Source organism: Pantoea sp. RCC30.1 (genome assembly GCF_058148845.1).
Window position 1 is genome coordinate 59,399 of record NZ_JBXUHX010000014.1, and the last position, 25,553, is coordinate 84,951.

25 protein-coding genes, 1 tRNA gene and 8 pseudogenes are annotated in these 25,553 nt (G+C 46.9%); 24 read left to right on the forward strand and 10 right to left on the reverse strand.

The genetic code is table 11. The features are described 5' to 3' along the window. Positions 1–9: 9 nt before the first annotated feature. On the forward strand, positions 10–1,005 hold the full coding sequence (locus tag AC2LB6_RS13860) for a YsnF/AvaK domain-containing protein (RefSeq protein ID WP_490093951.1): 996 nt from the start codon (positions 10–12) through the stop codon (positions 1,003–1,005). A gap of 214 nt (positions 1,006–1,219) precedes the next feature. Here AC2LB6_RS13860 and AC2LB6_RS13865 read toward each other — a convergent pair whose 3' ends face one another. The 5 genes from AC2LB6_RS13865 to AC2LB6_RS13885 all read right to left on the reverse strand — a co-directional run bounded on the left by AC2LB6_RS13865 (position 1,220) and on the right by AC2LB6_RS13885 (position 4,846). Then, positions 1,220–1,444: a hypothetical protein gene (locus AC2LB6_RS13865; protein ID WP_490093952.1), complete on the reverse strand. Its 225-nt coding sequence runs from the start codon at positions 1,442–1,444 to the stop codon at positions 1,220–1,222. Positions 1,445–2,005: 561 nt separating this feature from the next. Then, on the reverse strand, positions 2,006–2,215 hold the full coding sequence (locus AC2LB6_RS13870) for a hypothetical protein (RefSeq protein WP_490093953.1): 210 nt from the start codon (positions 2,213–2,215) through the stop codon (positions 2,006–2,008). Continuing rightward, positions 2,184–2,825, reverse strand: coding sequence for a hypothetical protein (locus AC2LB6_RS13875; protein ID WP_490093954.1), 642 nt, complete (start codon positions 2,823–2,825; stop codon positions 2,184–2,186). Before AC2LB6_RS13875 ends, AC2LB6_RS13870 begins: the two co-directional genes overlap by 32 nt. A 381-nt stretch (positions 2,826–3,206) precedes the next feature. Then, entirely contained in the window at positions 3,207–3,836 is a 630-nt protein-coding gene (locus AC2LB6_RS13880; RefSeq protein WP_490093955.1) for a class I SAM-dependent methyltransferase, read from the reverse strand. Then, complete coding sequence (locus AC2LB6_RS13885) at positions 3,833–4,846, reverse strand: HNH endonuclease family protein (protein WP_490093956.1); 1,014 nt, start codon at positions 4,844–4,846, stop codon at positions 3,833–3,835. The genes AC2LB6_RS13880 and AC2LB6_RS13885 overlap by 4 nt, the downstream gene beginning before the upstream one ends. Before the next feature lie 377 nt (positions 4,847–5,223). Here AC2LB6_RS13885 and AC2LB6_RS13890 point away from each other — a divergent pair, with 377 nt between their 5' ends. From AC2LB6_RS13890 to AC2LB6_RS13910, 5 genes and pseudogenes are all read left to right on the forward strand, one after another. After that, on the forward strand, positions 5,224–5,685 hold the full coding sequence (locus AC2LB6_RS13890; RefSeq protein WP_490093957.1) for a hypothetical protein: 462 nt from the start codon (positions 5,224–5,226) through the stop codon (positions 5,683–5,685). 41 nt (positions 5,686–5,726) lie between these two features. Then, the gene (locus AC2LB6_RS13895; RefSeq protein WP_490093958.1) at positions 5,727–6,101 is read left to right on the forward strand and encodes a hypothetical protein; all 375 of its coding nucleotides are present in this window, start codon (positions 5,727–5,729) and stop codon (positions 6,099–6,101) included. A 150-nt stretch (positions 6,102–6,251) separates the two neighbouring features. Next, positions 6,252–7,283, forward strand: a complete 1,032-nt coding sequence (locus tag AC2LB6_RS13900) for a DUF1176 domain-containing protein (RefSeq protein WP_490094008.1) — start codon at positions 6,252–6,254, stop codon at positions 7,281–7,283. A gap of 211 nt (positions 7,284–7,494) precedes the next feature. Next, a tRNA-Leu gene (locus tag AC2LB6_RS13905) sits at positions 7,495–7,579 on the forward strand. 209 nt (positions 7,580–7,788) lie between these two features. Continuing rightward, positions 7,789–8,046, forward strand: a pseudogene (locus AC2LB6_RS13910) (Arm DNA-binding domain-containing protein); the annotation flags it as partial. 129 nt (positions 8,047–8,175) lie between these two features. Here the strand turns inward: AC2LB6_RS13910 and AC2LB6_RS13915 are convergent. Further along, a pseudogene (locus AC2LB6_RS13915) lies at positions 8,176–8,484 on the reverse strand (Kiwa anti-phage protein KwaB-like domain-containing protein); the annotation flags it as partial. Here AC2LB6_RS13915 and AC2LB6_RS13920 point away from each other — a divergent pair. The 18 genes and pseudogenes from AC2LB6_RS13920 (at position 8,427) to AC2LB6_RS14005 (ending at position 20,988) form a co-directional block, all read left to right on the forward strand. After that, complete coding sequence (locus AC2LB6_RS13920) at positions 8,427–8,765, forward strand: DUF943 family protein (RefSeq protein WP_490093959.1); 339 nt, start codon at positions 8,427–8,429, stop codon at positions 8,763–8,765. The pseudogene AC2LB6_RS13915 and the gene AC2LB6_RS13920 overlap by 58 nt on opposite strands. 384 nt (positions 8,766–9,149) lie before the next feature. Continuing rightward, positions 9,150–9,998, forward strand: coding sequence for a DUF3289 family protein (locus AC2LB6_RS13925; RefSeq protein WP_490093960.1), 849 nt, complete (start codon positions 9,150–9,152; stop codon positions 9,996–9,998). Beyond that, positions 9,982–10,461, forward strand: coding sequence for a DUF943 family protein (locus AC2LB6_RS13930; protein WP_490093961.1), 480 nt, complete (start codon positions 9,982–9,984; stop codon positions 10,459–10,461). The genes AC2LB6_RS13925 and AC2LB6_RS13930 overlap by 17 nt, the downstream gene beginning before the upstream one ends. A gap of 775 nt (positions 10,462–11,236) precedes the next feature. Beyond that, positions 11,237–12,073, forward strand: coding sequence for a YPO3983 family protein (locus AC2LB6_RS13935; protein ID WP_490093962.1), 837 nt, complete (start codon positions 11,237–11,239; stop codon positions 12,071–12,073). Next, entirely contained in the window at positions 12,070–12,537 is a 468-nt protein-coding gene (locus AC2LB6_RS13940) for a DUF943 family protein (RefSeq protein ID WP_490093963.1), read from the forward strand. The genes AC2LB6_RS13935 and AC2LB6_RS13940 overlap by 4 nt, the downstream gene beginning before the upstream one ends. A gap of 394 nt (positions 12,538–12,931) precedes the next feature. Beyond that, a pseudogene (locus tag AC2LB6_RS13945) lies at positions 12,932–13,237 on the forward strand (DUF3289 family protein); the annotation flags it as partial. Beyond that, positions 13,221–13,692 (forward strand): annotated as a pseudogene (locus AC2LB6_RS13950) (DUF943 family protein). The pseudogenes AC2LB6_RS13945 and AC2LB6_RS13950, both read left to right, overlap by 17 nt. 772 nt (positions 13,693–14,464) lie before the next feature. Further along, positions 14,465–15,310: pseudogene (locus AC2LB6_RS13955) on the forward strand (YPO3983 family protein). Next, positions 15,300–15,764, forward strand: a complete 465-nt coding sequence (locus AC2LB6_RS13960; protein ID WP_490093964.1) for a DUF943 family protein — start codon at positions 15,300–15,302, stop codon at positions 15,762–15,764. Before AC2LB6_RS13955 ends, AC2LB6_RS13960 begins: the two are co-directional and overlap by 11 nt. 436 nt (positions 15,765–16,200) lie before the next feature. After that, positions 16,201–16,287 (forward strand): annotated as a pseudogene (locus AC2LB6_RS13965) (DUF3289 family protein); the annotation flags it as partial. Further along, the gene (locus AC2LB6_RS13970) at positions 16,284–16,745 is read left to right on the forward strand and encodes a DUF943 family protein (protein WP_490093965.1); all 462 of its coding nucleotides are present in this window, start codon (positions 16,284–16,286) and stop codon (positions 16,743–16,745) included. The pseudogene AC2LB6_RS13965 and the gene AC2LB6_RS13970, both read left to right, overlap by 4 nt. 186 nt (positions 16,746–16,931) lie before the next feature. Next, positions 16,932–17,399: a DUF943 family protein gene (locus tag AC2LB6_RS13975; RefSeq protein WP_490093966.1), complete on the forward strand. Its 468-nt coding sequence runs from the start codon at positions 16,932–16,934 to the stop codon at positions 17,397–17,399. Between the two features lie 145 nt (positions 17,400–17,544). Then, positions 17,545–17,909, forward strand: a pseudogene (locus AC2LB6_RS13980) (hypothetical protein); the annotation flags it as partial. A gap of 56 nt (positions 17,910–17,965) precedes the next feature. Further along, positions 17,966–18,391: a hypothetical protein gene (locus AC2LB6_RS13985; RefSeq protein WP_490094009.1), complete on the forward strand. Its 426-nt coding sequence runs from the start codon at positions 17,966–17,968 to the stop codon at positions 18,389–18,391. Further along, positions 18,388–19,188, forward strand: a complete 801-nt coding sequence (locus AC2LB6_RS13990) for a CDP-diacylglycerol diphosphatase (protein WP_490093967.1) — start codon at positions 18,388–18,390, stop codon at positions 19,186–19,188. The genes AC2LB6_RS13985 and AC2LB6_RS13990 overlap by 4 nt, the downstream gene beginning before the upstream one ends. Before the next feature lie 287 nt (positions 19,189–19,475). After that, entirely contained in the window at positions 19,476–20,060 is a 585-nt protein-coding gene (locus AC2LB6_RS13995; RefSeq protein WP_490093968.1) for a DJ-1/PfpI family protein, read from the forward strand. Between the two features lie 402 nt (positions 20,061–20,462). Further along, positions 20,463–20,711, forward strand: a complete 249-nt coding sequence (locus AC2LB6_RS14000) for a CopG family ribbon-helix-helix protein (protein WP_490093969.1) — start codon at positions 20,463–20,465, stop codon at positions 20,709–20,711. A gap of 3 nt (positions 20,712–20,714) precedes the next feature. Continuing rightward, positions 20,715–20,988: pseudogene (locus AC2LB6_RS14005) on the forward strand (type II toxin-antitoxin system RelE/ParE family toxin). A 126-nt stretch (positions 20,989–21,114) separates the two neighbouring features. Here the strand turns inward: AC2LB6_RS14005 and AC2LB6_RS14010 are convergent. From AC2LB6_RS14010 to AC2LB6_RS14025, 4 genes are all read right to left on the reverse strand, one after another. Further along, complete coding sequence (locus AC2LB6_RS14010) at positions 21,115–21,975, reverse strand: ketose-bisphosphate aldolase (protein ID WP_490093970.1); 861 nt, start codon at positions 21,973–21,975, stop codon at positions 21,115–21,117. Positions 21,976–21,980: 5 nt separating this feature from the next. Further along, on the reverse strand, positions 21,981–23,405 hold the full coding sequence (locus AC2LB6_RS14015; protein WP_490093971.1) for a PTS fructose transporter subunit IIC: 1,425 nt from the start codon (positions 23,403–23,405) through the stop codon (positions 21,981–21,983). Between the two features lie 109 nt (positions 23,406–23,514). After that, a complete protein-coding gene (locus tag AC2LB6_RS14020; protein WP_490093972.1) occupies positions 23,515–23,988 on the reverse strand; it encodes a PTS sugar transporter subunit IIA in 474 nt (157 codons plus the stop codon). Positions 23,989–24,003: 15 nt separating this feature from the next. Then, positions 24,004–25,521 carry a BglG family transcription antiterminator gene (locus AC2LB6_RS14025; protein ID WP_490093973.1) on the reverse strand — a complete coding sequence of 506 codons (1,518 nt, stop codon included), beginning with the start codon at positions 25,519–25,521 and terminating at the stop codon, positions 24,004–24,006. Positions 25,522–25,553: the final 32 nt, after the last annotated feature.

A 25,553-nucleotide genomic window follows, 5' to 3' on the forward strand; every position in this document is an offset into this window, starting at 1 on the left:
GAACCTATCATGGCACACGAAAAAATCGTAACACTGTTCGATTCTGCAATTCAGGCAGAGGCCGCGAAAAGAAATCTCGTGAAAGCAGGCTTTTCTGATCGGGACATCAGTCTTATCAGTGGAGAACGTTTGCAGCAGGAAGGGCAGTCTGTCCGCCATCCGAGCCTGTGGCAGCGTCTGTTTGGGCACGACGTCGATAAAGATGAGGCGGATGTCTACACCAGAGCCATGGATAAGGGCGGCGTCGTGCTGACCATCCGTACTGAGGAGGAGAAGCTGGCCCGCGCCATGACGATTCTCCATTCTCATGACTCGGTGGACGTACCGTCACGTATGCAAAGCTCGGTTGATAATGGCACCACCGCGCCGGGCATCAACCCGACGACGGCAGGCAAGCAGTTTGCCGGTGAGACTAACGACCGTCCGGCTGAGCCGCTGCGCACCTCACTGACCGGTGACGAGAGCGAAGCCGATATTCTGCGTCTGGCCGAAGAGCAGGTAGAAGTGGGTAAACGTCTGGTGAGCGAAGGTTCGACCCGCGTACGCCGCTATACCGTGACCGATACCGTATCTGAAGATATCTCGCTGCATGAGCAGCACGCTGACATCTTCCGTCGTTCGGTGAATGAACCCGCGCTGGCCGGTGAAGTGGACTGGTCAGAGAAAACCGTCGAGGTCGCTGAGACCCATGAGCAGCCGGTGATTAACAAAACGACCCACGTGAAAGAAGAAGTGGTAGTCCGTACCGACGGTAGCGATCGTACCGAGACCATTAACGATACGGTGCGTCGTCAGGAAGTGGATATTGACCATGCACGAGGTGGTCTGGAGCGGGAACTGCCGGGTACAACTGCAGGCGTAAAACCTGCGACCGCAGCAGCAGGCACACAGTCACCAGGTACACATAACCGTGACCACAAAGAGAGCCTGACTGAGAAGGTGAGCGAGAAAGCCAGCGAAGTGAAGGACAAGGTTGAAAGTAAGTTGCATGATCACTCACATTGAGGCGCTCATCCTGACAACAACAGGCGCTGATGGGTATCGCTGATACCCGATGCTGAGCATGCAAGATGCAGGAAGAGCCAACCACGAGGTTGGCTCTTTTGCGTTTGTGGGGAAGGTGAGCGATTAAGGTTGCGGCGTGTAAAGGGGGGGCTGTCTTTACACGCGGTCGCCTCAATTCTGTTTCTGGCCTGCCTGCCATTTACCGGACTGGCGATCATTCCAAAGCTTTTTCAGCCGCCACACTGTGGTTGACCATGACGCTTCTGATGCTGGCGTTGAGCGCTATCGCTGGCGAAAGCTTACTGAAGGTATCGCGCTGGCAGATCCGTGCTTTACCCGAGTGGCCCGCACTGATTGAGGCCGGGCTGCATGCTGGTGATAGAAGAGAGCGATATGCCGCCAGTCCCCATCTCCACGCACTGCGTTGTGCTTGTTCCATCTCAACCTCGTTATGTGCTTATTCAGTTTTTCTAAAAAAGGCTGAGGAGCTGAACGTTCCTGACTTTCTTCATTAAATAGCGCTTTGGGAATCTTCAGTAATAAAAGTGATAAAATATTCAGGTGGTTGTGGGTGTTATTATTCTGTGAAGTGATTTTCTGAAGTCAGTCATAAGGACGCCCCTATGATAAATTATTTAATATCCTTGCTGGTTTTATCATGACTTGTCCTGGTTTAAATTAAATTTTCCGCTTTTCTTATGACATATTTTATTATCGACTGCCTGGGCTTGGTTAATATCTATCTTTAAAATTATATTTGCCGAGCTGTCTTCATTGTTTTTTACTTTTATCGTCACGGAAGTAATAAGCGCGTTGATGAATTTAATGCCGTAATTAAATTGAGGATGAAAGATTTTTTATTATCCTTCCTTGCAAAAATCGCCATATTGACGTCCTGTCTGACCTATTCCGCCAGAGGCAAGGACAGCGTGTTCGACAGGTATCTGGTCTGAAATTATGACGACTCACGCTGGTTGTCCGGGCTTTAGTCAGCACAGGGTTAACGGCGGTCTGGCTTTTCAGCTATCAGCCAGGTCAGACCGTAAACAACCAGTCCCGCGACAAGAACGAGCAGCGGAGCAATGATGCGCATGGCACCTTCATTCAGCGTAGCTGCTAAAAATATGCCCACTACCATAGCCATTAATACCAGACCGCCGGACACTTCGGCGATGAGCTTACGAAGAAGTCTGATAATTTTCGATAGCATTAATAAATTCTCTGGAGGCTGAGGGGTTTTTACGTAACATTTCACCCATTTTGATGAAGTTCTGCAGGGGTTCTTCGAACATGAAATAGAGCATGTCGTAGTCGTTAATCCGCAGTTTTCGCCACAGTTCAGGGTTTTGCATCTGAAGTCGTCTGGAGGCTTCACAGGCGTGGGAAATTACGCCCTGAGCGATGACGCCGCCAGTCAGGCCACCGGTCAGCCCCCTGAGTGCTAAGCGGGAAATTAATGACAGCATGACACCACTGACGACCTTTGATCCCAGGTAAGAAGACAATGTTAGTTGCGTAGTCGTCCGGCTGGTCATTGACGTTGCGTTGCCTATCAGCTTGTCATAAACCTTGCGCAGTGCAGGTTCGGGAAGGTACTGCAGCGAATCATCAATGATGATATTAACGATTTTCGCTATCTTATTTCTGTCCCTGAAGGCCTGATAGACAGCCCGGCCAACGCGGACGTCGTCATGCATATTGCGTGACTGGATGCCTCTGCCGCCATCAGAAAGGTTTAAATCCTGAAAGGTTCGCTCCAGTCCCAGATAAAAATCCATCGGTACTGAAACCACGCCCGATAAGACTGAACTGGCGAGCATTTTTGCGTCTATTGCTTTTCCCCGGAAGCCGTGCCCTCTGATGCGTAAACATTAAAATATTGTAACTGTCATGGCAATCTTTTGAAGGTCAGGGCCGCGCCAAAATGAAAGCTGTTAAAGATTTTATGTAAAAAACTTTCCTTGAAGTTTCCACGGGTAACGGTGACATATTTTCTTCGATATAATCACAAAATATCCGCGCTAGCCGGACAGAAATAAAACCTGAGGAAATCAAGTGAACTGTAAACGGGCACGGCTGATACCCGATGCTGAGAATGCAAGATACAAGAAGGGGCCAACCGCGAGGTTGGCTCTTTTGCGTGTGTGGGCTGGGTGAGCGGTTAGAGGGGAGTGGGAGTCAGGGGTTTTACAGGCCAGCTATCAGATTAAACTTTTCCTGATAATCGCATTCAGCCAGACCTCATTGCTGCGTCCCGCACGTACATCATCAGTCTGCCAGATTTTTGCCGTTTCAAAAGCGAACCTTTTTGCCGTTACGCCCTCAAAGCCAGCCTCTCTTTTTATCCCCTCGATCAGTTTCTGTAACCCACCCTCATCCATATCCGTAAATCTGCGTCCATCCTTTTCCCGTTCGCCGCGGCCATGCTTAAAAGAGAGATACCAGACGCCGCCAGGCTTCAGCGCCAGGGCTAGTTTTGTCATGACGTCAGGGAGTTCAGCTTCAGAAACATGCAGCAGCGATGCGCAGCACCAGATCCCGTCATATGTTTCAACCGCATCAACATCCTGAAGGCGCATCTGCGCTACAGGCTTATCGGACAACTGGCGAGCCAGCGCAACCAGCTCCGCCGATGCATCAAAGGCTTCGACGGCAAAACCCATTTCACTAAAGGCTTTGACGTCACGACCTGAACCGCAGCCTGCATCAAGAATGCGAGCGCCCGGCGGCAGGCAGTCGATAAAAGGCAGGTAAAGCGCAGACATATCTACACTTGCGGTGTCGGCAAAAAACTGTTGAGCGTTCTGACGGTAATAATCTTCGTTGCTCAAAACTGGCTGCCTCCCTGTGCCGCTGGTTGCCACTCGTGGAGCAAGGCACATTTTGCCGTATCCCAGCTGTTTTGCAGGAAGCTATGTCGCAGCACTGGCGTTGCGCCGGTCTGGCGGAGTAACGTCTCCCGCAATGGCAGATGGCTGTTAATAAAGTATTCGTTTCGATCATGCAGTCGCTGCAGCAGCGCTATCGAGGGGATGCGTGCAAACTTACCCTGAGCGCCACGATTACAGGTCTGGCAGGCCAGCACAAGATTCCAGACGCCGTTGAGGTTGCCGATTTGCTCGCTGAGCATCAGCGGCAGAAAGTGATCGACATCCGCCAGGTTCTCTTCGCCGCCCGTCACGCCAATGGCGCGGAAGCAGTAAAAGCACAGGCCTTTCTGGTAGCCGTTCAGGCTGCTGCGACAGCTGGTAATATCGACGCGGCGACCACTCTGGCGGCTGAAAAGCATTTTGTCATTATCGTCATAATCAACCGCAATCAGGTTGCGTGAAACGTTCATCGCCCAGGCTTCTTCAACCAGCCGCCATCTTGCATCCGTTTCCGCTACCAGACTGGCGAACTGTTCGTTTTCCGTCAGCTCATAAAAATTATCCGTAAGTCGGATGCCTTTATGACTTCGCCGTTCATCCAGGAAAAAGCGTTTGTCGATCTCGGCGTGATTCACATTATGAAAAGCATCAATGACGTTAGCGAAACCGCGCTTAACGGTAAGAGCGATCAACCGTTCTTCGTTGATTTCGCCTGCGTTGAATTGCCTGCACGCCTCCAGAAACTCGCTGCTTTTGCTGGTGATCTGCTTTGGCGCATGACGCAGGTGGGCGCATAAATGCCGCGCAAAAGGCACAGCCAGCGCTTCCAGCGTAATCAAATCGTTATCCGGTTGCTTCAGGTCGTATAGCGCATGGGCAAGAGCAAATTTATAGGAAGCGACGTTTTTGCCAAAAAGAATAACGCCGCGCCAGTAGTTTTCAAGGCGGGGATCGGCCTGGTAAAAGCGCATGCAGGATCCTGTTTTGCGAGACAGCTCGAGGAATTCACGTAACAGGATCACATAACAAATGCAGGTAAATGTAAACCGTAAAGGTGGGGAGGGAGTTGGGAGTTTTTAAGGGCGAACAGGCGCTGTAAGACAATCAAGACAACATCAGCGTAAGAGATAAGTTGAGGGAGGATGCTCAGGTTAAAACGTTGGGCCGTAACCGGATTTATTCAGGCAACTCAGTTGTGGGGCTGGCGCTCGGCACTATCTATCGCTGGCACTCGTCAGACAGATCGTAGTGCACTGAAAGATGAGCTGGCAGGGCAGTAAAAACGGATAACGGCGTCATATCTTCTTCGATATAATCAGGAGCTATCCGAACAGGTCGGGTCATTTAAATGCATCAGTTTGTTTATTTTATTTTCTCACTGCTGTCGTTAGTTTTCTTCATTTTGCTCATCTGGTATTGCTTCAAGCCTTTGCCCCTTAAAAAAGGGCTCTCCCCTTCTCTAAGCGAGATGAAAAAGATATCGGCTAATACGCCGATATTAAAAAAATTGGGCATGAATACGGAAGATTATTACTATGACAGCGGCTTCCTGTATCAGCAGCGTGAAGGCGAAACGCTTTGCAAAGTTCCGCTGGAAAATATTATCAGGATAAAAGTCACCGGAACTGAAGTCAGCAGTCGCAGAGTATGGCTGGTTCGTTACGTTACCGGGGCTTATAAAACCGAAAGGGAGTTCAGAATCCTGAATAACTATACCCTTTTCAATCGGGATTTTGCCGGTTTTCTTGCCGCCGTGAAAGAGGCCAATCCAGCGGCCGAGGTGCAGGAAATGACCTTAGGACGACTGTGATATGACAGCAAGGCGCGGAGCGCTTTAGCAGGAGCAAAGATATGAAACCCCCATTAGCTGACGTTATCGCTTTTATTCGAGAGTTTTCAGGATGCAGACGTGAAGCAATCGATGAAAACAGCTGGCTTGAACAGGATCTGGGTATTACCGGCGATGATGGTATTGAATTGCTGGAGGAAGCGGAAAAAGTTTTTGGCGTGAGCTTTTCTGCAGAAGAAGAGGGTTTCCGTAAGGCGTTTTCCCTGAAAGAAAACGAATATCTTTTTCATAGTGAAGGCATCGACTTTTTTGGCATTGTTTATCTTTGCAGACGTCTGCGCGGCATTCCTGCGCCTGTTGTCCGCGATCTCTCTGTCGGTCAGCTGCACAACGCGCTGGTTGAAGCGCGTAACAGAAAAGAGAAGGTTGCCCGATAGCCGGATTGCCCAGGAACGTGGCTTAGCCTTTCGTTAAAGCCTGGCGGCAATAAATAATGGCCGTTGGTTTCCTCTCACTCGTGGTGTAAGAGTGATATCTGTGCTGATATCAGAAGTAAAACATAAGGGAATAAAGTGAACTGTAAACCGATGCTTTTCGTGCTGGCGATGCTCTCCCTGTCGGCTCAGGCCGCCCAGAGCGGAAAAACGCTTGAGCACAAAGACTGGGAAGTTGTCTGTGATAACACGCTGACCTGCCGCATTGCGGGTTATGCCAAAGAAGAGGATCCGTCCGGCTCCATCCTACTCACCCGAGCCGCTGGACCTGGAACGGAGACAGTGGGAGAAGTAACGCTGGGTGACACCGAAGATGACAGCGAACCGGCGGAAAAGCTGACACTGTGGATTGACGGGAAATCAGCTGGCGAGCTGGTGGCGGCTGATGACAACTGGCGCATGTCGGCCAGTCAGACCTCTGCGGTAATCAACGCCGTCAAAGGCAGCGGGAAAGTCGAATTTAAGGGCGGCACAAAGCCATTCCAGCTTTCTGGCGAAGGCGCTTATGCCGTGCTGCTGAAAGCGGACGACGTGCAGGGCCGTATCGGCACGCCAGACGCGCTCACCAAAAAGGGCAATAAGCCGGAAAGCAGTGTAGCTAAGGCTGTGCCCGCACCGGTTATCCAGGCGGCAAAAACCCTCAGCGGCGAACCCCGTTTGCTGACTGCCTCAGAGAGCGATGCGCTGAAAACCCGACTGCTTTCAACGGTCAATCATAATGACGATGATACCTGTGATAGCCTCTATTCACCGGCAGAAAACAGCGATCCGGAAACCGACGGACTTACGCTTACGCCACTGGATGACACCCACGCTTTGCTTTCGGCGCTCTGCTGGCGGGCCGCGTATAACGAAGGCTATGGCTATTGGGTGATTGATAATCAGCTGAAAGGCAAGCCTGAGCTGGTGACGATTTCCGGATCGGATTACGACAAGGGCGAAATCACCAGTGTGCAGAAAGGCCGGGGCATCGGCGACTGCATGAGCCAGGAAAGCTGGGTATGGGACGGCAAGGCTTTCCGCAAAAGCTATGACGGCGGGACCGGCATGTGTCGTTATATCCATGCGGGCGGCACCTGGGATCTGCCGACGCTGGTGACGGATGTGAAGCCTGTTTCGAGTTAAGGCTTTTGTAATGCCAGTGGCGCCTGAGAGCCGAAGCGATTGCTTTTGTGCGGGCGAGGTTAGGTAAGGAATTTCTGGCAAGGATGTGATGCAGTGTCCATGAGGGTCTAAAAGACGTTTTTTTCAGCAGTTGCACCACTGCCTGCGGATAAGGGTTGCGGAAACAGGGGGTAACGGTATAATCCTCAACGTTTTCCGCATACCCTTCAGTGCCGAAGTGGCGAAATCGGTAGACGCAGTTGATTCAAAATCAACCGCCGCGAGGCGTGCCGGTTCGATTCCGGCCTTCGGCACCAAATATGCAAATTAAAGTCGCTTAAGGGCGGCTTTTTTTGTGTAAAAAATTCCGCTTTGCTTAAGCTCTGTCGCACTTTATCACTTACCCCATGTTCACCTGATACGATCCACATCAACTTAGTGATGTTGATATATGTGCAGGTAAATTCCCTTTCGATATGTTTGTATCGACTCCTACCTCTTAAAAGGATACTTATCATGGTCCTAAGTGAAAGTTCGTTCGGCTAAGCCTGAAGCAAAAGCCTGGAAGCTGACTGACGGCGAAGGCATGGTTTTACTGGTTTACCCTAACAGCACAAAAGATTGGCGGTTTCGTTATCGCTTTAGTTGCCAAGAGAATATGGTGGCGCTGGGGAAATATCCTGATATTTTCCCAGCGGATGCTCGAAGTCTGAGAGACAAAGCGCGTAAGCTGTTAGCTAGCGGCATCAATGCTATCGAGAACAAGGAAGACGTTAAAATAGATTAGGAAGCGATAACGTTTAAAGTGGTTGCTCCTTGCTTTTAGGCCTGTGCAATGAACAATCTAAGCAATAAATATTAAGTAAAATTAGCCTCTTGTACTCCTACAAGTATAGAGGCTTTTTATAATTAATTATGCTCTAAGTTCATCTTTTGCTAATGAATCATATAGGATTTTAGTGAGCGGTGATTCTAAATAATCATCGCTGAGCAACTTGATAAAATGCTTTTGTGATCTTTTAGTCTTGACGATTAGTTGCTTACCATCTTCGCTAATGATCATGACTGTAGAGAGGAATGAATGTTGTTTGACATATTCAATGATTACCGGCACATCAATTTTCCCTAATACTGGGGAATGCTTGGATATTTTAGCAAGTTTCCTTGAAAACGCCATTTCAGAAGAGCTTTTTTCAAGGTGTGAAAGATCTTCAATTAAATTTTAAAAACAAGAAAAGGCTCAAAAACGAGTATGACATTCCCAAACCTGCCACAGATGGTTTTTATACCGTCATTTTTTGGGATTTTGGAGAGGGATATAAAGAAACCGATGGTTATGACAGACTTTGCTTTGATGATATGAAAACCGATATAAATTGTATTGATAAAAATTTTCTAATGATGGTGATATACAGTAAAAAAACAGGTTTGTATTTTCGACTGGATAGTGGGAAATATTATGTAAAGGAAAACGGTGAGATGGAAAAAAGAAAATATGAATAACTCCCGCTCTCGCGTAGAGACAGCAACAAAACCATCCCTTCTTTTCGGCTTGCCTCAAGCCATGCGGCACCAGCAAAGTACCAAAGCGGCTATCCCGACAGAGAGAATAGCGGCAATGCCTTACGCTTGCCTCACCTCCTTTCTATAAGGCGATAGGGTGTAAGGCAACGTAGCAGGTGAGCAAATTACAGGGAGTTTAAAAGAAACAACGTTACATTTTAATAATGGGATATTAACGTAAGGCGTCCATTATGCTCCTTGCGCGGAAACGGCCAAAAATCTGAATTCGGGAAAAACAGACTAATATAATGTTTACACCTTCGTCTGTAAGCGTATTATCCTTATGAATATCGTAATGGACTATTACACAAGGAATGTATCACGATGGCTGCACTACAATTTTCCTGTACCCTATTCAAAACTCAAAAATGGATGGACGACTACGGCGCCAGTGATATGCGCTGCGGCGATCTGACCGAAGCACAGTTAAAAACGCATTATCATCTGGATGATGTTTCCACCAGAGTAAACCCTTACACCCTGACGAAAATCACCCCGTTCACTCAGCCACAGTCTATGTTTTATGGCTCCCGTGGCGCAGGTGAGAAAATTACCCGACAGCAGTGCGCTGCAATCCTGTTTGATGAAATGCGCCACTTATCGCACCTGTTCTCGGTTTATGGTCCGTATAAACATCTAATCAAGCATATGATCACCTATATGCAGTACGGTAACGGTTTACCCTTCACCAGTATGTACCTGGACAGTGCTTTGAAGAAGCATATTCTTAATGACAGCTCTGAGAGCAGTACGTTGTCAAAAATCAAGAACGCTTTAATCGAGAATATTGACTGGACAACTAATACCTATCTAAAAAATAAAAAATGTAAACTAAGAGAGGCGATACTTGATGGTAAACTACCTAAATTTGACCGATTTCAGGATAATATTAACGGGATGGGCATAACAGTTCACGATACATGGGCAACCCACATCATCTTAAAATCACTGCATATTGCTAACGATAGCTATCGGGCAGTGGTACATTACAAAGTACAGGATCACTTCGGCTTAGATGTTAAGGATATTTCGAAGCTAAAATTTAACGCTTTTCGTTTTTTTCGTATCTGGTTTGTGTTACAACGATGCAATACGTTTGCTTTTAAACCTTTTATTACCAATATGGAAGCCACCATAGAAATTACAGGAAACCGTAATGACAGTAAAAAATAAAAAAAATTTTTACGCGCTGCTATTAGTTGCGCTGGGGGTTTTTGGTTATTGCTTTTGGTTGTCAGTGCGTCCGATTGATATTGTTGCAGTTCATCACAGAGAGCATGGATTCAGTTCTATTTTAGTAAGAAACTTTCCTATTACCGATAAAGATAAAATAGGTTGGTGGCTAGAAAATAAGGATATGCTAGAAGGAAAGTATGATATTCCTAAACCTGAGAAAGATGGTTCTTTTACTATTACTTTTTGGCTGTTTGGTGAGGGGTATAAAGAAACTGATGGTTATGACAGGCTATGCTTTAACGATATACTGCCACCGCTAAACTGTATTGATAAAGATGCTGTTTTCTCTGTCAGTAAAAGTAAGAATTTGGGTACGATCTTTATAACATATGATGGAAAATATCAGCTACAAAAAAACGGCGATATAGTTAAGTTCACAGAGGAATTCGAGTTTAAATAACATCCCAGCCCGTAATGTAGTAAAATCACCAGGAGGCAATCCTGGTGGAAAGAAAAGCCGTAACAACATACTATTTATAACACTTCCTTCTACACCTACGAAAGAAAACTGGCGGTAGGGCTATAAAGATTGTTACCTGCATTTGGCACTGAATTATCAGGCTCTACAGGATTGGCAGCACGGTGGCACAATAGAAATACAGAAAATATTAGACATATTACTAACTCAGGATTATGTTGAATATCAGGCTCAGGTCATTTTCATTTTAGGATGAGGCATTATAATAAATAATTCTCATCCAGAGAATGATCAAAGTAGAAGGAACCAGACATGGCATCAAAAGGAAAATTCACTGTTAATGATGCAAATTACTCACCTTTACTCATGTATGGAAAAGGGATGTTTGCAGTAGCCAGATTCACTATGCCACTACAGTCTTGCTGACGTTGATACCAGAAGTGTAGTAAGTCAGACACGCAATTTCATTTTCATTGTCAACAACCAACAATCGACTATTTCGAAGAAAAATATCAGGGCCGGGATGCAGGCCACCGTGGCGAAGGACATAGAGTAGAATATTACAGGGAATCTAAAAGGTACTACGTGGCATTTTAATGATGGGATATTAGTGTAAAGCGTCTATTATGTTCCTTGCCCGTAAACGGCCAAAAATCTGATTTTCGCAAACAGATCAAGACAATGTTTACACCTCCGTCTGTAAGCGTATTATCCTTGTGAATACCGTAATGGACTATTACACAAGGAATGTATCACGATGGCTGCACTACAATTTCCCTGTACCCTATTCAAAACTCAAAAATGGATGGACGACTACGGCGCCAGTGATATGCGCTGCGGCGATCTGACCGAAGCACAGTTAAAAACGCATTATCATCTGGTTGATGTTTCCACCAGAGCCAACCCTTACAGCCTGACGAAAATCACCCCGTTCACTCAACCACAGTCCATGTTTTATAGCTCCCGTGGCGCAGGTGAGAAAATTACCCGCCAGCAGTGCTCTGCTATCCTGTTTGATGAATTCCGCGATTTATCGCGCCTGTTCTCGGTTTATGGCCCGTACAAGCACTTGATCGAAAAGATGATCACCCATATGCAAGATGGCAACGGTTCCCCCTTCAGCTGTATGAACCTCAATAGTGCTTTGAAAGAACATATTTTATCGAATAGTACACCGAACAGTACCCGTCTAAGATTACGTGAGGCTATTGAAAAATATATTGACTGGGAAAGTAAATGCTTTCCGGAAAATGAAAAAAATCAACTAATAAATGCTATCCTGGATGGAAAACTCCCTAAATTTGACCGCTTCCAGGATAATTTAAACGGTATGGGAATCACGGTGCACGATACCTGGGCAACACACATCACCATAAAATCGTTACAAGTTGATAATGACCGCTACCAGACGGTGGTGCATTACAAAGTCCAGGATCACTTTGGCCTTGATGTTGACGATATTTCAAAATTCAGGTTCAACCAATTCCGTTTCTTTCGTATCTGGTTTGTGCTTCAACGATATAATCAGTGTGGTTTTAAGCCCTTTATGACCAATATGGAAGCCACTATAGAAATTACTGGAGACCGCAAGTGAGAACAAAAAATAAGAAAATTATGGCTTTGCTCTTCCTCGCTGGCTGTGTAGTGCTGGGCTACTGGCTTTGGTTGTGTCTGCGCCCGGTTGAAATCGTTGCTGTTCATGAGGATGGTAATCATGCTTCTGTTTTGGTTAAAAATTTTCCATTTACGGATAGGGGGAAAATCAACTGGTGGCTAAAAAATAAAGATCGGTTAGCTGGAACATATAATATCCCTAAACCATCACCCTCTGGTTATTTTACAGTTATTTTTTGGGATTTCGGTGATGGTTATAAAGAAGAGGGGAAATATGACAGGAGATGTTTTAGCGATATGAAAACAAAACTGAATTGTATCGAAAAGGATGCTGTTTTTTCCGTAGATAAAAGCAGAAATTTTGGTCTCACTTTCACGGTGTATGATGGTGATAATTATCGCTTAGACCAGAGTGGTAAAATCATAAAAATCGAATTCGATTAAAATTTAAGTCCTCACATAGTGACAGCAATAGAGTCATCCGGTCTATGCTTCGGTCTCGCGGAGAATGCTTATGATCTGTACGTCGAATAAGCGCTTCTTCCCTGCGACATAACGCAACGATTCCGCCACCTGGCTGACTTTATTTTCCGACCCCCATGGAGCACCGATGGGATATTAATAAGTGGATAGCAGGTTAATTAAAAGAGCTTGCCGTCGTTGCTGCCTGAATAACAGGCGCTAACATTCACAGGCAAACGACATAGGGAGATGTAAGTATGAGCACCAGAAGAGAGATAAAGGACGGGACATTATTTGACGTATTTGACAGAGGCATCGTTTACATCGAGTTATTGGGCTGGATTGATATGGGTCATATAGTCACGCTGATAAAGTTTTTGACCGCTTTCAGGATAACTTTAACGGCATGTGTATAACTGTCCAAGATACCTGGGCAACACACATCACTATAAAATCGTTACAGGTTGATAATGGCCGTTACCGGGCGGTGGTGCATTACAAAATTCAGGGTCACTTTGGCCTTGATGTTGACGATATTTCAACATTCAGGTTCAACCAGTTCCGTTTATTTCGTGTCTGGTTTGTGCTACAGCGATATAATCCGTTTGGCCTTAAGCTCTTTATGAACAATATGGAAGCCACCATAGAAATTACAGGAAACCGTAATGACAGCAAAAAATAAAAAAATGTTTTACGCGCTGCTTTTAGTTGCGCTGGGGGTTATTGCTTTTGGTTGTCAGTGCGTCCGATTGATATTGTTGCAGTTCATCACAGAGAGCATGGATTCAGTTCTATTTTAGTAAGAAATTTTCCTATTACCGATAAAGATAAAATCGGTTGGTGGCTAGAAAATAAGGATATGCTGAAAGGAAAGTATGATATTCCTAAACCTGAGAAAGATGGTTATTTTACTATTACTTTTTGGCTGTTTGGTGAGGGGTATAAAGAAACTGATGGTTATGACAGGCTATGCTTTAACGATATACTGCCACCGCTAAACTGTATTGATAAAGATGCTGTTTTCTCTGTCAGTAAAAGTGAGAATTTGGGTACGATCTTTATAACATATGATGGGAAATATCAGCTACAAAAAACGGCGATATAGTTAAGTTCACAGAGGAATTCGAGTTTAAATAACATCCCAGCCCGTAATGTAGTAAAATCACCAGGAGGCAATCCTGGTGGAAAGAAAAGCCGTAACAGCATACTATTTATAACACTTCCTTCTACACCTACGAAGGAAAACTGGCGGTAGGGCTATAAAGATTGTTACCTGCATTTGGCACTGAATTATCAGGCTCTACAGGATTGGCAGCACGGTGGCACAATAGAAATACAGAAAATATTAAATATATTACTAACTCAGGATTATGTTGAATATCAGGCGCAGGTCATTTTCATTTTAGGATGAGGCATTATGATAAATAATTCTCATCCAGAGAGTGATCAAAGCAGAAGGAACCAGACATCGCATCAAAAGGAAAATTCACTGTTAATGATGCAGATTACTCACCTTTACTCATGTATGGAAAAGGGACGTTTGCAGTGGCCAGATTCACTATGCCAGTACAGTCTTGCTGACGTGGATACCAGAAGTGTAGTAAGTCAGACACGCAATTTCATTGTCAACAACCAACAATCGACTATTTCGAAGAAAAATATCAGGGCCGGGATGCAGGCCACCGTGGCGAAGGACATAGAGTAGAATATTACAGGGAATCTAAAAGGTACTATGTTACCATTTTAATAATGGGATATTAACGTAAGGCATCCATTATGCTCATTGCCCGGAAACGGCCAAAAATCTGAATTTTGGCAAAACAGACTAATACAATGTTTACACCTCCGTCTGTGAGCGTATTATCCTTGTGAATACCGTAATGGACTATTACACAAGGAATGTATCACCATGGACGCACTACAGTTCCCCTGCACCCTATTCAAAACCCAAAACAGGATGGATGACTACGGTGCTACAGATTTGCGCTGCGGCGATCTGACCGAAGCAAAGTTAAAATCTCATTACCAGCTGAATTATATATCTGACCAGGTTGATCCTTACACGCTGACCCGGCGTTCTTCAATGGATCGTCCTCAATCCATGTTCTGCTGCAATCTGCGCGGCCAGGGTGAAAAGATTACCCACCAGCAGTGTGCCGACATGCTGTTTGATGAATTCCGCCTGTTATCCCGTAAATTCTCTCTTTGCGGACCGTACCGCTTCCTGATTGAAAAAATGATTACTCACATGCAGAACTGTAACGGTAAATCCTTTTGTGATATGTCGCTGAACAGTGCATTAAAAGAACATATTATTCGGGATAAAACAAAAAATAGTACATACTTGTTATTAAAAGAAGCCTTCGGCATAAATATCGATTGGGAAAATAAATGTTATCCCCGAAATGAATTAGACAAACTGAGAGATGCAATATTAAAGGGTAAATTACCTAAATTTGATAGGTTTCAGGATAATTATAACGGTATGGGTGCCACCGTTCATGACACCTGGGCAACACATATCATCCTTAAATCACTGCACATCGATAATGACCGATGCCGGGCAGTGGTGCATTACAAAATATAGGATCATTTTGGCCTTGATAGTGACGATATACTGAAAACAAAATTCAGTCAGTTTCATTTCTTCCGCATCTGGTTTGTGCTTCAGCGATATAGTCAGTTTGGCTTTAAGCCATACTTGACCAATATGGAAACGATTGTAGATATTACTGGTGAACGCAATGAAAATTAATGGTAAGAAAGTGCTGTGTTCAGCATTATTCATTGGCTGCGCTCTGCTGGGTTACTTATTTTGGTTGTTGTTACGTCCCGTTGAGATCATGGCTGCTCATCAAAAGCGAAATTATAGCGATATTTTAGTGCGAAATTTTCCATTAACTGAGCAAGGGAGAATTAATTGGTGGTTGAAAAACAAGAAAAAGCTAAAAGATGAGTACGACATCCCCAGGCCTGCCAAAGATGGTTTTTATACCGTCATTTTTTGGGGTTTTGGAGAGGGATATAAAGAAACCGATGGTTATGACAGACTCTGCTTTGAAGATATGAAAACAGATATAAACTGCATTGATAAAAATTCTCTAATGATGGTGGTGTACAGTAAAAGAACAGGTTTGTATTTTCGACTGGATAGCGGAAAATATTATGTAAAGGAAAACGGTGAGATGGAAAAAAAGAAATACGAATAACTCCCGCCCTCGCGTAGGAACAGAAACAAAATCATCCCTTTTTTGCGGCTTGCTCCAGCCATGCAGAAGTAGCAAATTGCCAAAGAGGCTAACCCGAGGGAGAGAAAAGCGGCAACGGCTTACGCTTGCCTCACCGCCTTTCTATAAGGCGATAGTGTGTAAGGCAACGTAGCAGGTGAGAAAATTACAGGGAATCTAAAAGTAACAACGTTACATTTTAATAATGGAATATTAACGCAAGGCGTCCATTATGATCCTTGCCCGGAAACGGCCAAAAATCTGAATTCGATTAAAACAGACTACTACAATGTTTACACCTCCGTCTGTAAGCGTATTATCCTTGTGAAAGGCCCAAAGGACGATAACACAAGGAATGTATTCTCATGGCTGCACTAAAGTTTCCCTATACCCTATTCAAAACCCCAAACTCGACCGCGTGCTGCAGAGATACAGTCAGTTTGGTTTCACACCTTTTATGACCAATATGGAAGCCACCATAGAGATTACTGGAGACCGCAAGTGAGAGTAAAAAATAAGAAAACTATGGCTTTGCTCTTCCTGGTTGGCTGTGTAGTGCTGGGCTACTGGCTTTTGTTGTGTCTGCGTCCGGTTGAAATCGTTGCTGTTCATGAGGATGGTAATCATGCTTCTGTTTTAGTTAAAACCTTCCCATTTACGGATGAAGGAAAAATAAACTGGTGGCTAAAAAATAAAAATATGCTGAAAGAAAAATATAATATCCCTAAACCATCACCATCCGGAAGTTTTACTGTTATCTTTTGGGGTTTTGGGGATGGATATAAAGAGGAAGGGAAATATGATAGGCGCTGTTTTGATGATATGAAAACAAAAGCAAATTGCATTGAAAAAAATGCCGTATTTGCTGTCAGACAGTATCACGATGATGATGTTATTTTTGCTACTTACGAGGGTAGATACTCGTTAAAAAATAGCGACATTATAAAAGATGAATTCGATTAGAACTGCGTCCCTCGCGCAAGGACAGCAACAAAATCAACCCTTTTTTCTGGTTTGATCCAGCCATGCGGAATAGGAAAATGCCAAAGAGGCTATCCTGATGGAGAGAAAAGCGGCAACGCCTTACCGCCTGCCTAATTCACGTTATGTAAGGCAATGATACAAATGAGCATGTTACAGGAAATCGTAATGAAGGCTAAAATTCATAAAACGCTTTACGTGCTACTATTGGTTGCTGTGGGGTTTTTTGGTTATTGCCTTTGGGTATCATTTCGGCCAGTAGAAATTGTTGCAGTTCATCACAGAACGAATGGCTTTAGCTCTGTCTTAGTAAGAAACTTCCCGTTCACTGATAGAGGGAAAATTACCTGGTGGCTAAAAAATAAGGCGATGTTGAAAGAAAAGTATGATCTTCCAAAACCTGCTAAAGATGGTGATTTTACTGTTACGTTCTGGCTATTTGGCGACGGTTATAAAGAAGGGGATGGCTATGACAGCCTATGCTTTGAAGATATGAAACCGCTAGCTAACTGTATAGATAAAAATAAGGTTTTTACTGCTGAAAACGACAGGAATAGAGATGTCTTGTTTGTGGTTAAGAATGGGGTTTATCGTATTGATGAAAACGATGAGATCGTAAAAGAGAATTCGTTATAACTTCTCAATCTTTGTCCGTAAAGTAATCATATCCTTCAGGGGCCTACCCCAAAAAAGGCACTTTAATGTATTAGTTCAGACCTGATCTAACAGTTTCCGGCTTTTTCATACAGGTGTCTGTCAGATGAGGTCTGAGCTAATATGCATTAACAGAATCATGCTGGTGATAATGATGAACACCGCATCCAGATTCGAAGGCCTGCAAAGTCTGCGTTCATTCTCATGGTACACAGATAGTGGTTTTAGTGGTGAAGATTTGGTGTCCGATCTGTTCGGGTTTTATCGGGCTATCATACCGGGTCGGTATGGCTATCGTCTCAAGCCAGTCAGCTTTGATTCAACGGTTCGCCGCTGGGACTACTACGGGGCTATCGGCTCCCATAAAAATCATGGATTCCGTCCGATTCTTTTCCTGATCCAGATGAATAATGCGTGCGACATCAGCCGTATAAGGTAAATTTTCCGCATTTTATGACCTGGCTCAGGCCGTGGAACGACTTCACATCTTGAATCGTTAAGGTAGTTACCAATGATGGGACATCACTTTCATTCATGGGGGCAAGACACTGAAAAACCTGTTTAAGTGGTCCGCGCTTGTGTCTGCTACCGTCCTCATTCTCATTGGCTTGTTTGTCTGGCTTGTTGCATCTGGCTCTGATGAAACGACTGTCTATAAAGAAAATGATTTCTTTAACTACCACATACTGACAGACCCGGACATTGAAAACGCCCCGCGTATAACGGACAACTACTACTTTGAATCGCATCCCGGTGACGGTTATTCACCGTCAAATAGCATCGTATTTAAAGGGGCTACAGATACTGCATCGCTTCACGCTTATCTCGAAAAGCTGGGATACGTGAAGCAAAATCGCAGTCTGGGCGAGAAGGAAATATGGGCAAGGCCTGATCAGTTGGATGGGGATCAGTTCTATCTGTACTTTAATCCCACAACCCATGAGGTTGAGCTGACTAAGGTTCTGAATAATTGAGTTACCTGAACGGGACATGGTTGTGGCGATGCCGGTCTCTGCCGCTGGTCATCGCGCTGTTGCTGACAGGATGCGCCCACTCTGACGCACTGTGGACGGTCACGCATGACCTCTGCATGAATAACTATCACTACCGTCGTGATCCGGCACCCTGCCAGCAAATCTATCTGCCGCAGGACAGCAACCAGGGCTACAGCATCATCCAGAATCCTCGCCACAGGCTGCACTTTATTCTGGTGCCCACGGTGGCAATGTCCGGCATTGAGAGCATTGCGCTGACGCGCCCCGGACGTCCCGATTATTTCGGCTACGCCTGGTTAATGCGCTATCGTCTGATGGCGGCCTATGGTGCTGAAGTGCCTGAGGATCGGCTCGGCATGGCGCTGAATTCCGCTTATGGCCGCAGCCAGAATCAACTGCATATTCATCTGACCTGCCTGCGGGAGGATGTCTATCGCCAGCTTCAGGCCGAGCGTCCCTATATTAATAATGACTGGCGACCCTTACCCGATCGGTTGCTGAATCACACCTATTATGCCCGTCGCGTTATGCAGCCGACGGCGATGGGGATCTATCCTGTCTCCTCCGTGGCACGCCATTTCCGGCTGTCGCCACCGCAGCTGGCGGAATCTGGTGTGGCGCTCATCCCGGCGATGTTCTCGGGAGAAAAAGGGTTTATCCTGCTCACCACCCGGCGCGGCTGGGATAAGGGCAATCGGGCGTCCGTTGAGTCACTACTGGATAAACGCTGCGCTATTCTTTCAACGCCGCCAGCTGACGTTTCAGCCGCCGAGTAACCAAACCTCATCACCCTGAATCCTCCACCGACCCAGCCACACTGCTGTAACCAAATCTTCTCCCAGCACGAACCCGGCTGAAGAGGACGATCACCCGCCCAGAAAAACCAGCCCATGGCTCATGCTGCAATGAAAGGCCAGCGCCCCACTTGCTGCCAATGGCATCCTGTTACGCACACGTCATAAATTCCCATCTCTCAAACAGAGTCATCGACAGCGGGAAACTTCTGGTAGAATGCCGATAAAATGAAACAGTGTTTCATTTATTGAAAATCATCGGAGGCAATATGTCCAAAAATGCAGCATTACTCCTGGCTACAGGATTTGAAGAGGCAGAAGCGTTTATTATTCTCGATATACTCAGCCGGCTTGGCATCACAGTCACCACCGTTGCCTGTCAGCCTCAGCGCGAGATCGTCAGCTACCACGGTGCCGTCATTAAAGCAGATAAGCTGATTGAAGAATTACAGGACTCACATTTATTCGATGCACTGATCATGCCTGGCGGGCCTGAAGGTTCTAAGAACCTGGCCGCCAGTCCTGCTGTTGCTGCCTTAATTCAGCGGCATGATGAAGCCGGAATGTTAATTGCGCCCATCTGCTCCGCCGCCGCCCGGGTGCTGGGTGGCAATAACCTTCTGAAAGGCCGTCGCTACACCTGTTCAGGTGAACTGGGGCTTGCGGTAACAGATGGCGAGTATGTGATGGAGGATGTGGTGGAGGATGGCAATCTGCTCAGTGGCCGGGGTCTGGGTGTCGCCTTCGATTTTGCACTAACGCTTGCTCAGCGTCTCACCGGTAATAAAGGCGCGGTCGATTTCCAGGCTGAACATATCTATTACCGTCCGTGGCTGAACAGGTCGCCTCGCTAAACGCCCCTGAATTTCAGTCAGTCGCACAGAGCGCTGATTATTGTGATGCCAGCAAAAGAGACACCGAATCCTCAGTGTCTCTTTGAATCGCAGCCGGGTCCACTAACGACTGGCAACTGGCTTACCGATACAGCGCCGCTTTCCCCACCGAACTAAACAGCGCCATCTTCGCCGCGACCACTTCAATCGCCGCCTGCATCGTCTTGATAAACAGAGAATCAGATTCATATCCGCCCGATATAGTGAGATCTGATAGTGATTTATCAGACCCGTCCACAGGTGACCAGAAGGGTGAAACCAATCTCAGGAGGCTAACAGCAAAATAAGCGCTGATGTTTTTATAGGCAAGCTCATGCTAAACTTAATAAAAGTTATTAAATGTTATTAACCGAGGTGATCCCTATGGGTTCTCTTACAAAACAGACTATTAGCGCACAGATACCCACCGAGCTGGCTAATGCTGTAGAAAATCTGGCTGTAGAGCTGGATCGTTCTAAAAGCTGGATCATTAAGGAAGCGTTAACCACTATGCTGGCTGAAAGAGAACGGCGACATCAGAGCATTCAGGCTGGTCTTGCCGATGTGGATGCCGGGCGTGTAGTCAGTCACGCGGACATGGTTGAATTTGGTCATCGTTTAAAGAAAAGCTGATAAATGGAAATTTACTGGACGCTTAAAACAGGATGACCTGGAACGCATCTACCGTTTTGCTCTGCAGTATAGCCGCCAGCATGCTGACGATGTCCTGGACCGCCTGATAACTGGCAGCGCTGGCCTCAAAGCACACCCAGCAATCGGCATAGAGCAGGTCCGATATGAACCTCGTGAAGTTCGAAAGGTGATACTGGATGACTACGAGATTCACTACGAACGTCGTGACAATGCCATCTACATTGTGGATCCCTGGCATACGAAAGAAGAGCGATGAGCAGATCTCTTTTCGTTGATGAGTGGTGCTTGCTGGCCTGAAATTTTTTAAAACTCACCTCTCAAACTCCGGAAAAAGGCACCGATCCATCAGTGCCTTTCCCAATCTCAACTCCCACACAATCTCTTACCGATACAGCGCCGCTTTCCCCACCGAACTAAACAGCGCCATCTTCGCAGCCACCACTTCACCTGCTGCCTGCATCGGTTTAACAAACAGCGAATTAGGTTCGTGTCCGCCCTGTTTTAGCTCCTGCTCCAGCGCCACGAAAAACGCCTTCTTCATGTCGCTGGAGATATTGATTTTACCGACGCCATAACGGATCGACTCCACGACCTCGCTGTCTTTGTTGCCCGAACCACCATGCAGCACCAGCGGAATATCCACCACCTTACGGATCTGCTGCAGGCGCTCGATATCCAGCTTCGGCTGCTTCCCTTTGGGGTAAAGGCCATGAGAGGTGCCGATAGCGACCGCCAGCGTATCGGTGCCGGTTTCACGCACAAAGGTTTCCGCCTGCTGCGGATCGGTATACAGAATCTCGTTACTGCCGCCTTCACCGCTGCCTTCCGCCACACCGATGGTGCCCAGCTCTGCTTCCACGGAGACATTAATCGTGTGTGCTATCTCGACAATCTTCTTCGTCAGCGCAATGTTCTGCTCAAAAGGATGAGACGAGGCATCAATCATTACCGAGGTAAAACCGGCGTAGATTGCTTTCATTACCTCTTCCAGCGAACGGCCATGGTCCAGATGGATCACCACCGGCACCCGCGCCTGAATCGCCAGCGTCCGCAGATAGCCAATAAACTCCGGGCCGGTGAAGGCCATCTCTTCAGGATGGATCTCCAGAATCAGCGGTGAATCCAGTCGCTCGGCTGTCTCAACCGCCACGCGTCCAAATTCCGCGCTGGCGATGTTGAATGCACCGACACCAAACTGATGCTGTTGTGCAACGCTGAGCAGATCTTTCATGTTGTAAAGCATAGGTTTTATCCTTGTTGTTCAGGAACGGAGATATCTTTTTTCAGAAACAGCAGGATCAGCGCTGTCAGCAGACTGCCTGCAGCAATCGCAAACAGATAAGCCATGACATGACTGATCACATTAGGAATGAAGATGACGAAAATGCCGCCGTGTGGGGCGCGGGAAGCACAGCCCAGCATCATGGACAGGGCGCCTGCGAGGCCGGAGCCCGCCACAATGGCCGGGATGACGCGCAACGGATCGGCGACCGCGTAAGGGATCGCGCCTTCGGTAATAAATGAAAGGCCGAGGATGTAGGTGACTTTGCCAGTTTCGCGCTCCTGCTCGGTAAACTTACGGCGGAACAGGGTGGTCGCCAGCGCGATACCCAGCGGCGGCACCATGCCCGCCGCCATACAGGCGGCAATCGGTCCGTAGATCCCGCTCGACATCAGGCCAATCGCAAACATACAGACGGTTTTATTCAGCGGGCCGCCCATATCAAAGGCCACCATCATGCCGAACAGCAGGCCGAGAAGGGCGGCGTTAGCGTTACCCAGAGAACTCAGGAAGTCGGTCAGCCAGCCGAGCAGCATTTTGATCGGCTCACCAATCAGCAACGCCATCAGTGCACCGGTCAGCAGCACACTCAGCAGAGGCACAATCAAAATCGGTTTCAGGCCGGCGACCGCTTTGGGCAGATGGATATGGTTATTGATCAACAGCGTGATATATCCGCCCAGGAATCCCGCAATCAGCGCACCGAGGAAGCCGGAACCGGTGTGAATCGCCATCATCCCGCCCACGGCGCCCGCCACGATGCCCGCTTTGCCGCTGATAGACTGGCTGATCCCCAGTGCCAGAATCGGCAGCATCAGGGCAAAGGCCGAACCGCCGCCGATGTCAGAAAGCATCTTCGCTATCGGGCTGAAATTCGCGTCCCCTGGCGTGGCCGCCGTAATCCCGAATGAAAAACTCAGGGCGATCAGGATGCCGCCCGCCACCACAAACGGGATCATCAGGTTCACGCCGGTGATCAGATGCACATAAATCTCTGACATCCACGAACGGGAACCCGACGCCTCTCTGCCATGGTTAGCGGGTTCAGACGCATTAGTCTGTGGGACGGAGTCAACCAGCCTGGGGGCCAGCTCACCGTTAACAATCGCGCTGAGCAAGCCTTCAGCATCCTTCGCAGCACGGGTAACGGGCACTTCAATCACATTTTTGTGCTGGAAGCGCGCCATCTCAACTTTCTTATCTGCGGCGATCAACACCACGTCGGCCCGATGAATATCGTCGTCGCTGAAAATATATTCGCTTTCAATCGCGCCCTGGGTTTCAACTAATACATTCAGGCCCAGTTTCTTAGCCGCTTTTTTTAAATTACTTTCGGCAAGGTAGGTGTGGGCGACACCTGTAGGACAGGCGGTAATGGCAATGATGTTCATAAACGTTCTCCAGTGAAAATTTTATATTTATGTTTTTCGGTCTGAAGGGATGGCTACAACCTGGGATACCTCCTTAATTTTTTTTATTTCATAATGCTCTCCGGTTTATTCAGGCTCCCGAGCGGGATAACAGTAAATGAAACATCTCTTCGCGATGCGGGACAGTAAGTAATTGCTCAACCACATCTTCATCACCTAACGCGATGGATATTTTGGCGAGCATTTTGATATGGCCGACATCTTTATCGGACTCTTTCACCGCAAAGAGAATAACCAGCCGGACTTTGGTCCCATCGATAGTCTCCCACGGAATGTCGCGGCGTAAACGGCCCACGGCAATACGGGTCTTTGCCACAGCAGCAGATTTACCGTGCGGAATCGCAATGTGGTTTTCAAATCCGGTGGAGCCTAATTCTTCACGCAGATAAACATCGTTGAGAAATGCAGCTTTATCGGTGACTGCCCCGGTCTGGCAGAGCAGATCGGTCAGCTGAGAAATAATCTGTTCTTTCGTCTGGCAATCGACATCGAGAATAATACATTCTTCTATCAGGACTTCATTAATAGCCACGGCTGTCGTCATTTTGCTTCTCCATTATTAATTAATCGAATTCGATACCAGACACTCCGTTACTCTTGCGATATCTTTCGCCGAAAATAGCGCTGAGACATAGACCACTGGTTTTTCCAGCGGCTCCAGCCGGATAGTGGAAATCACCACGTCACACTCATGTCGTTTCAGGGAATCTGCGATATTTTTCCCTGGCACGATGTCGATAATCTTCCAGTCAGGAAAGGCGCGGATAATCCGCCCGTAAAGCAGCTGCGAGGTGCCCAGCCCGCTGGAGCAGACCAGCAATACCCGTTTTACCTTGATGCTGTTTTCGATGGCGGCCTGAATATGCACCGTCAGGTAAGCCACCTCATCGTCACTGATTTCATCCAGGTTGTACTCCTGCGTCAGTTGGTTGATCACCGCTTTGACGGCGGCGAACACCGTTCCCAACTCGGTCTGGATATCATGCAGCAGCGGATTTTTAATCCGGATGTGATATCTGAGGCGGTTCAGCATCGGCTTGATATGCGAGGATAGTGAAGCCTGCAGATTCTGGTCAGTGGTGATTTCGATGTTGATGCGCTGCGCCACCCGCGCAATCAGCGCCTCAGCGAAGCGGGTTTCACGTTCCGAAATCAGTGCGTCATCGTGCTGGGGCGTCTCGCCGCCCGCCTTACCGGAGGAGACCAGATACTGATAGATAGAGTGAGTCTCCTCGGCCACCAGCACGGTGTTGTATGCGGTTTCGATGCGCTCTATCACCGCCAGCGAAACCTGCCAGGCGTGGTGATCGCTGATCCGACTCATGGTCACCGCGCGGGCATCCGTCCTGTGCATCGGCGAGTGACTTCGGTGGATCAGCACCAGAATATGGGTAAATAAATTAATGTAGTAAGGATCGCTTATCGTATAGTGCAGCTGCTGTTCAATGAAATTAATTAATTGCAGGGTAAAGTGGACAGCCTGCTGACCAAATTTCTCTGAAAGCTCCTGCAACGTGCTTTCATCCAGACGGCTTTCCATCATGTCCTGATGGTTATAAATTGATTTTAACACCAGCGCTTTCATCGCCATGCGAATATTATGGTCGCTGCCTTTTATGCTGGTTCCGACGCGGCTTTTTAATAAGGTTAAATCAAACTGATGTAACCAGGTTTCTAATGTTTTTAAATCATTCACTATCGAAGCGCGGCTGATAAAATATTTATCCGCCAGTTCGCTGATGGAGGAACTTTTTGGCGACAGCATTAATAAATCAGAGGCTATTTTCAGCATCCTGAAGTTACTACTGAAATCATCCACCTCCGTTGAGAAAATCCGGCGAGCGGCAATTTCAGACTGCGCATCAGCGAATTTAATTGTGATCCCTCTCCCACTTTTACCGCTGAGGTTGATTCCCTGCTCAGAGAGTTTCTCGTTAATATCGGCGATGTCACGGCGTAAAGTGCGGGTGGTGATGGCTGTTTTTTCTGAAATAGAGCGCAGGCTCACATAACTGTTATGAGAAATAAGCTGTCGCATAATTGTCAGTTGCCGCTCAGTCAGCGCCTTTATCATCATAAGGTTCCGCTTAATCAGTTATTCACCTTGTC

Excerpts from the sequence above, each read along its gene's own strand:
- AC2LB6_RS13895 (WP_490093958.1), top strand. The coding sequence starts at position 5,727 with ATGAAACCCCCATTAGCTGACGTTATCGCTTTTATTCGAGAGTTTTCA.
- AC2LB6_RS13870 (WP_490093953.1), bottom strand. The coding sequence starts at position 2,215 with ATGCTATCGAAAATTATCAGACTTCTTCGTAAGCTCATCGCCGAAGTG.
- AC2LB6_RS14020 (WP_490093972.1), bottom strand. The coding sequence starts at position 23,988 with ATGACGACAGCCGTGGCTATTAATGAAGTCCTGATAGAAGAATGTATT.
- AC2LB6_RS13930 (WP_490093961.1), top strand. The coding sequence starts at position 9,982 with ATGACAGTAAAAAATAAAAAAAATTTTTACGCGCTGCTATTAGTTGCG.
- AC2LB6_RS13995 (WP_490093968.1), top strand. The coding sequence starts at position 19,476 with ATGTCCAAAAATGCAGCATTACTCCTGGCTACAGGATTTGAAGAGGCA.
- AC2LB6_RS13890 (WP_490093957.1), top strand. The coding sequence starts at position 5,224 with ATGCATCAGTTTGTTTATTTTATTTTCTCACTGCTGTCGTTAGTTTTC.
- AC2LB6_RS13860 (WP_490093951.1), top strand. The coding sequence starts at position 10 with ATGGCACACGAAAAAATCGTAACACTGTTCGATTCTGCAATTCAGGCA.
- AC2LB6_RS14025 (WP_490093973.1), bottom strand. The coding sequence starts at position 25,521 with ATGATGATAAAGGCGCTGACTGAGCGGCAACTGACAATTATGCGACAG.
- AC2LB6_RS13975 (WP_490093966.1), top strand. The coding sequence starts at position 16,932 with ATGAAGGCTAAAATTCATAAAACGCTTTACGTGCTACTATTGGTTGCT.
- AC2LB6_RS13960 (WP_490093964.1), top strand. The coding sequence starts at position 15,300 with ATGAAAATTAATGGTAAGAAAGTGCTGTGTTCAGCATTATTCATTGGC.
- AC2LB6_RS13925 (WP_490093960.1), top strand. The coding sequence starts at position 9,150 with ATGGCTGCACTACAATTTTCCTGTACCCTATTCAAAACTCAAAAATGG.
- AC2LB6_RS13865 (WP_490093952.1), bottom strand. The coding sequence starts at position 1,444 with ATGGAACAAGCACAACGCAGTGCGTGGAGATGGGGACTGGCGGCATAT.
- AC2LB6_RS13935 (WP_490093962.1), top strand. The coding sequence starts at position 11,237 with ATGGCTGCACTACAATTTCCCTGTACCCTATTCAAAACTCAAAAATGG.
- AC2LB6_RS13885 (WP_490093956.1), bottom strand. The coding sequence starts at position 4,846 with ATGCGCTTTTACCAGGCCGATCCCCGCCTTGAAAACTACTGGCGCGGC.
- AC2LB6_RS14010 (WP_490093970.1), bottom strand. The coding sequence starts at position 21,975 with ATGCTTTACAACATGAAAGATCTGCTCAGCGTTGCACAACAGCATCAG.
- AC2LB6_RS14000 (WP_490093969.1), top strand. The coding sequence starts at position 20,463 with ATGGGTTCTCTTACAAAACAGACTATTAGCGCACAGATACCCACCGAG.
- AC2LB6_RS13900 (WP_490094008.1), top strand. The coding sequence starts at position 6,252 with ATGCTTTTCGTGCTGGCGATGCTCTCCCTGTCGGCTCAGGCCGCCCAG.
- AC2LB6_RS13875 (WP_490093954.1), bottom strand. The coding sequence starts at position 2,825 with ATGCTCGCCAGTTCAGTCTTATCGGGCGTGGTTTCAGTACCGATGGAT.
- AC2LB6_RS14015 (WP_490093971.1), bottom strand. The coding sequence starts at position 23,405 with ATGAACATCATTGCCATTACCGCCTGTCCTACAGGTGTCGCCCACACC.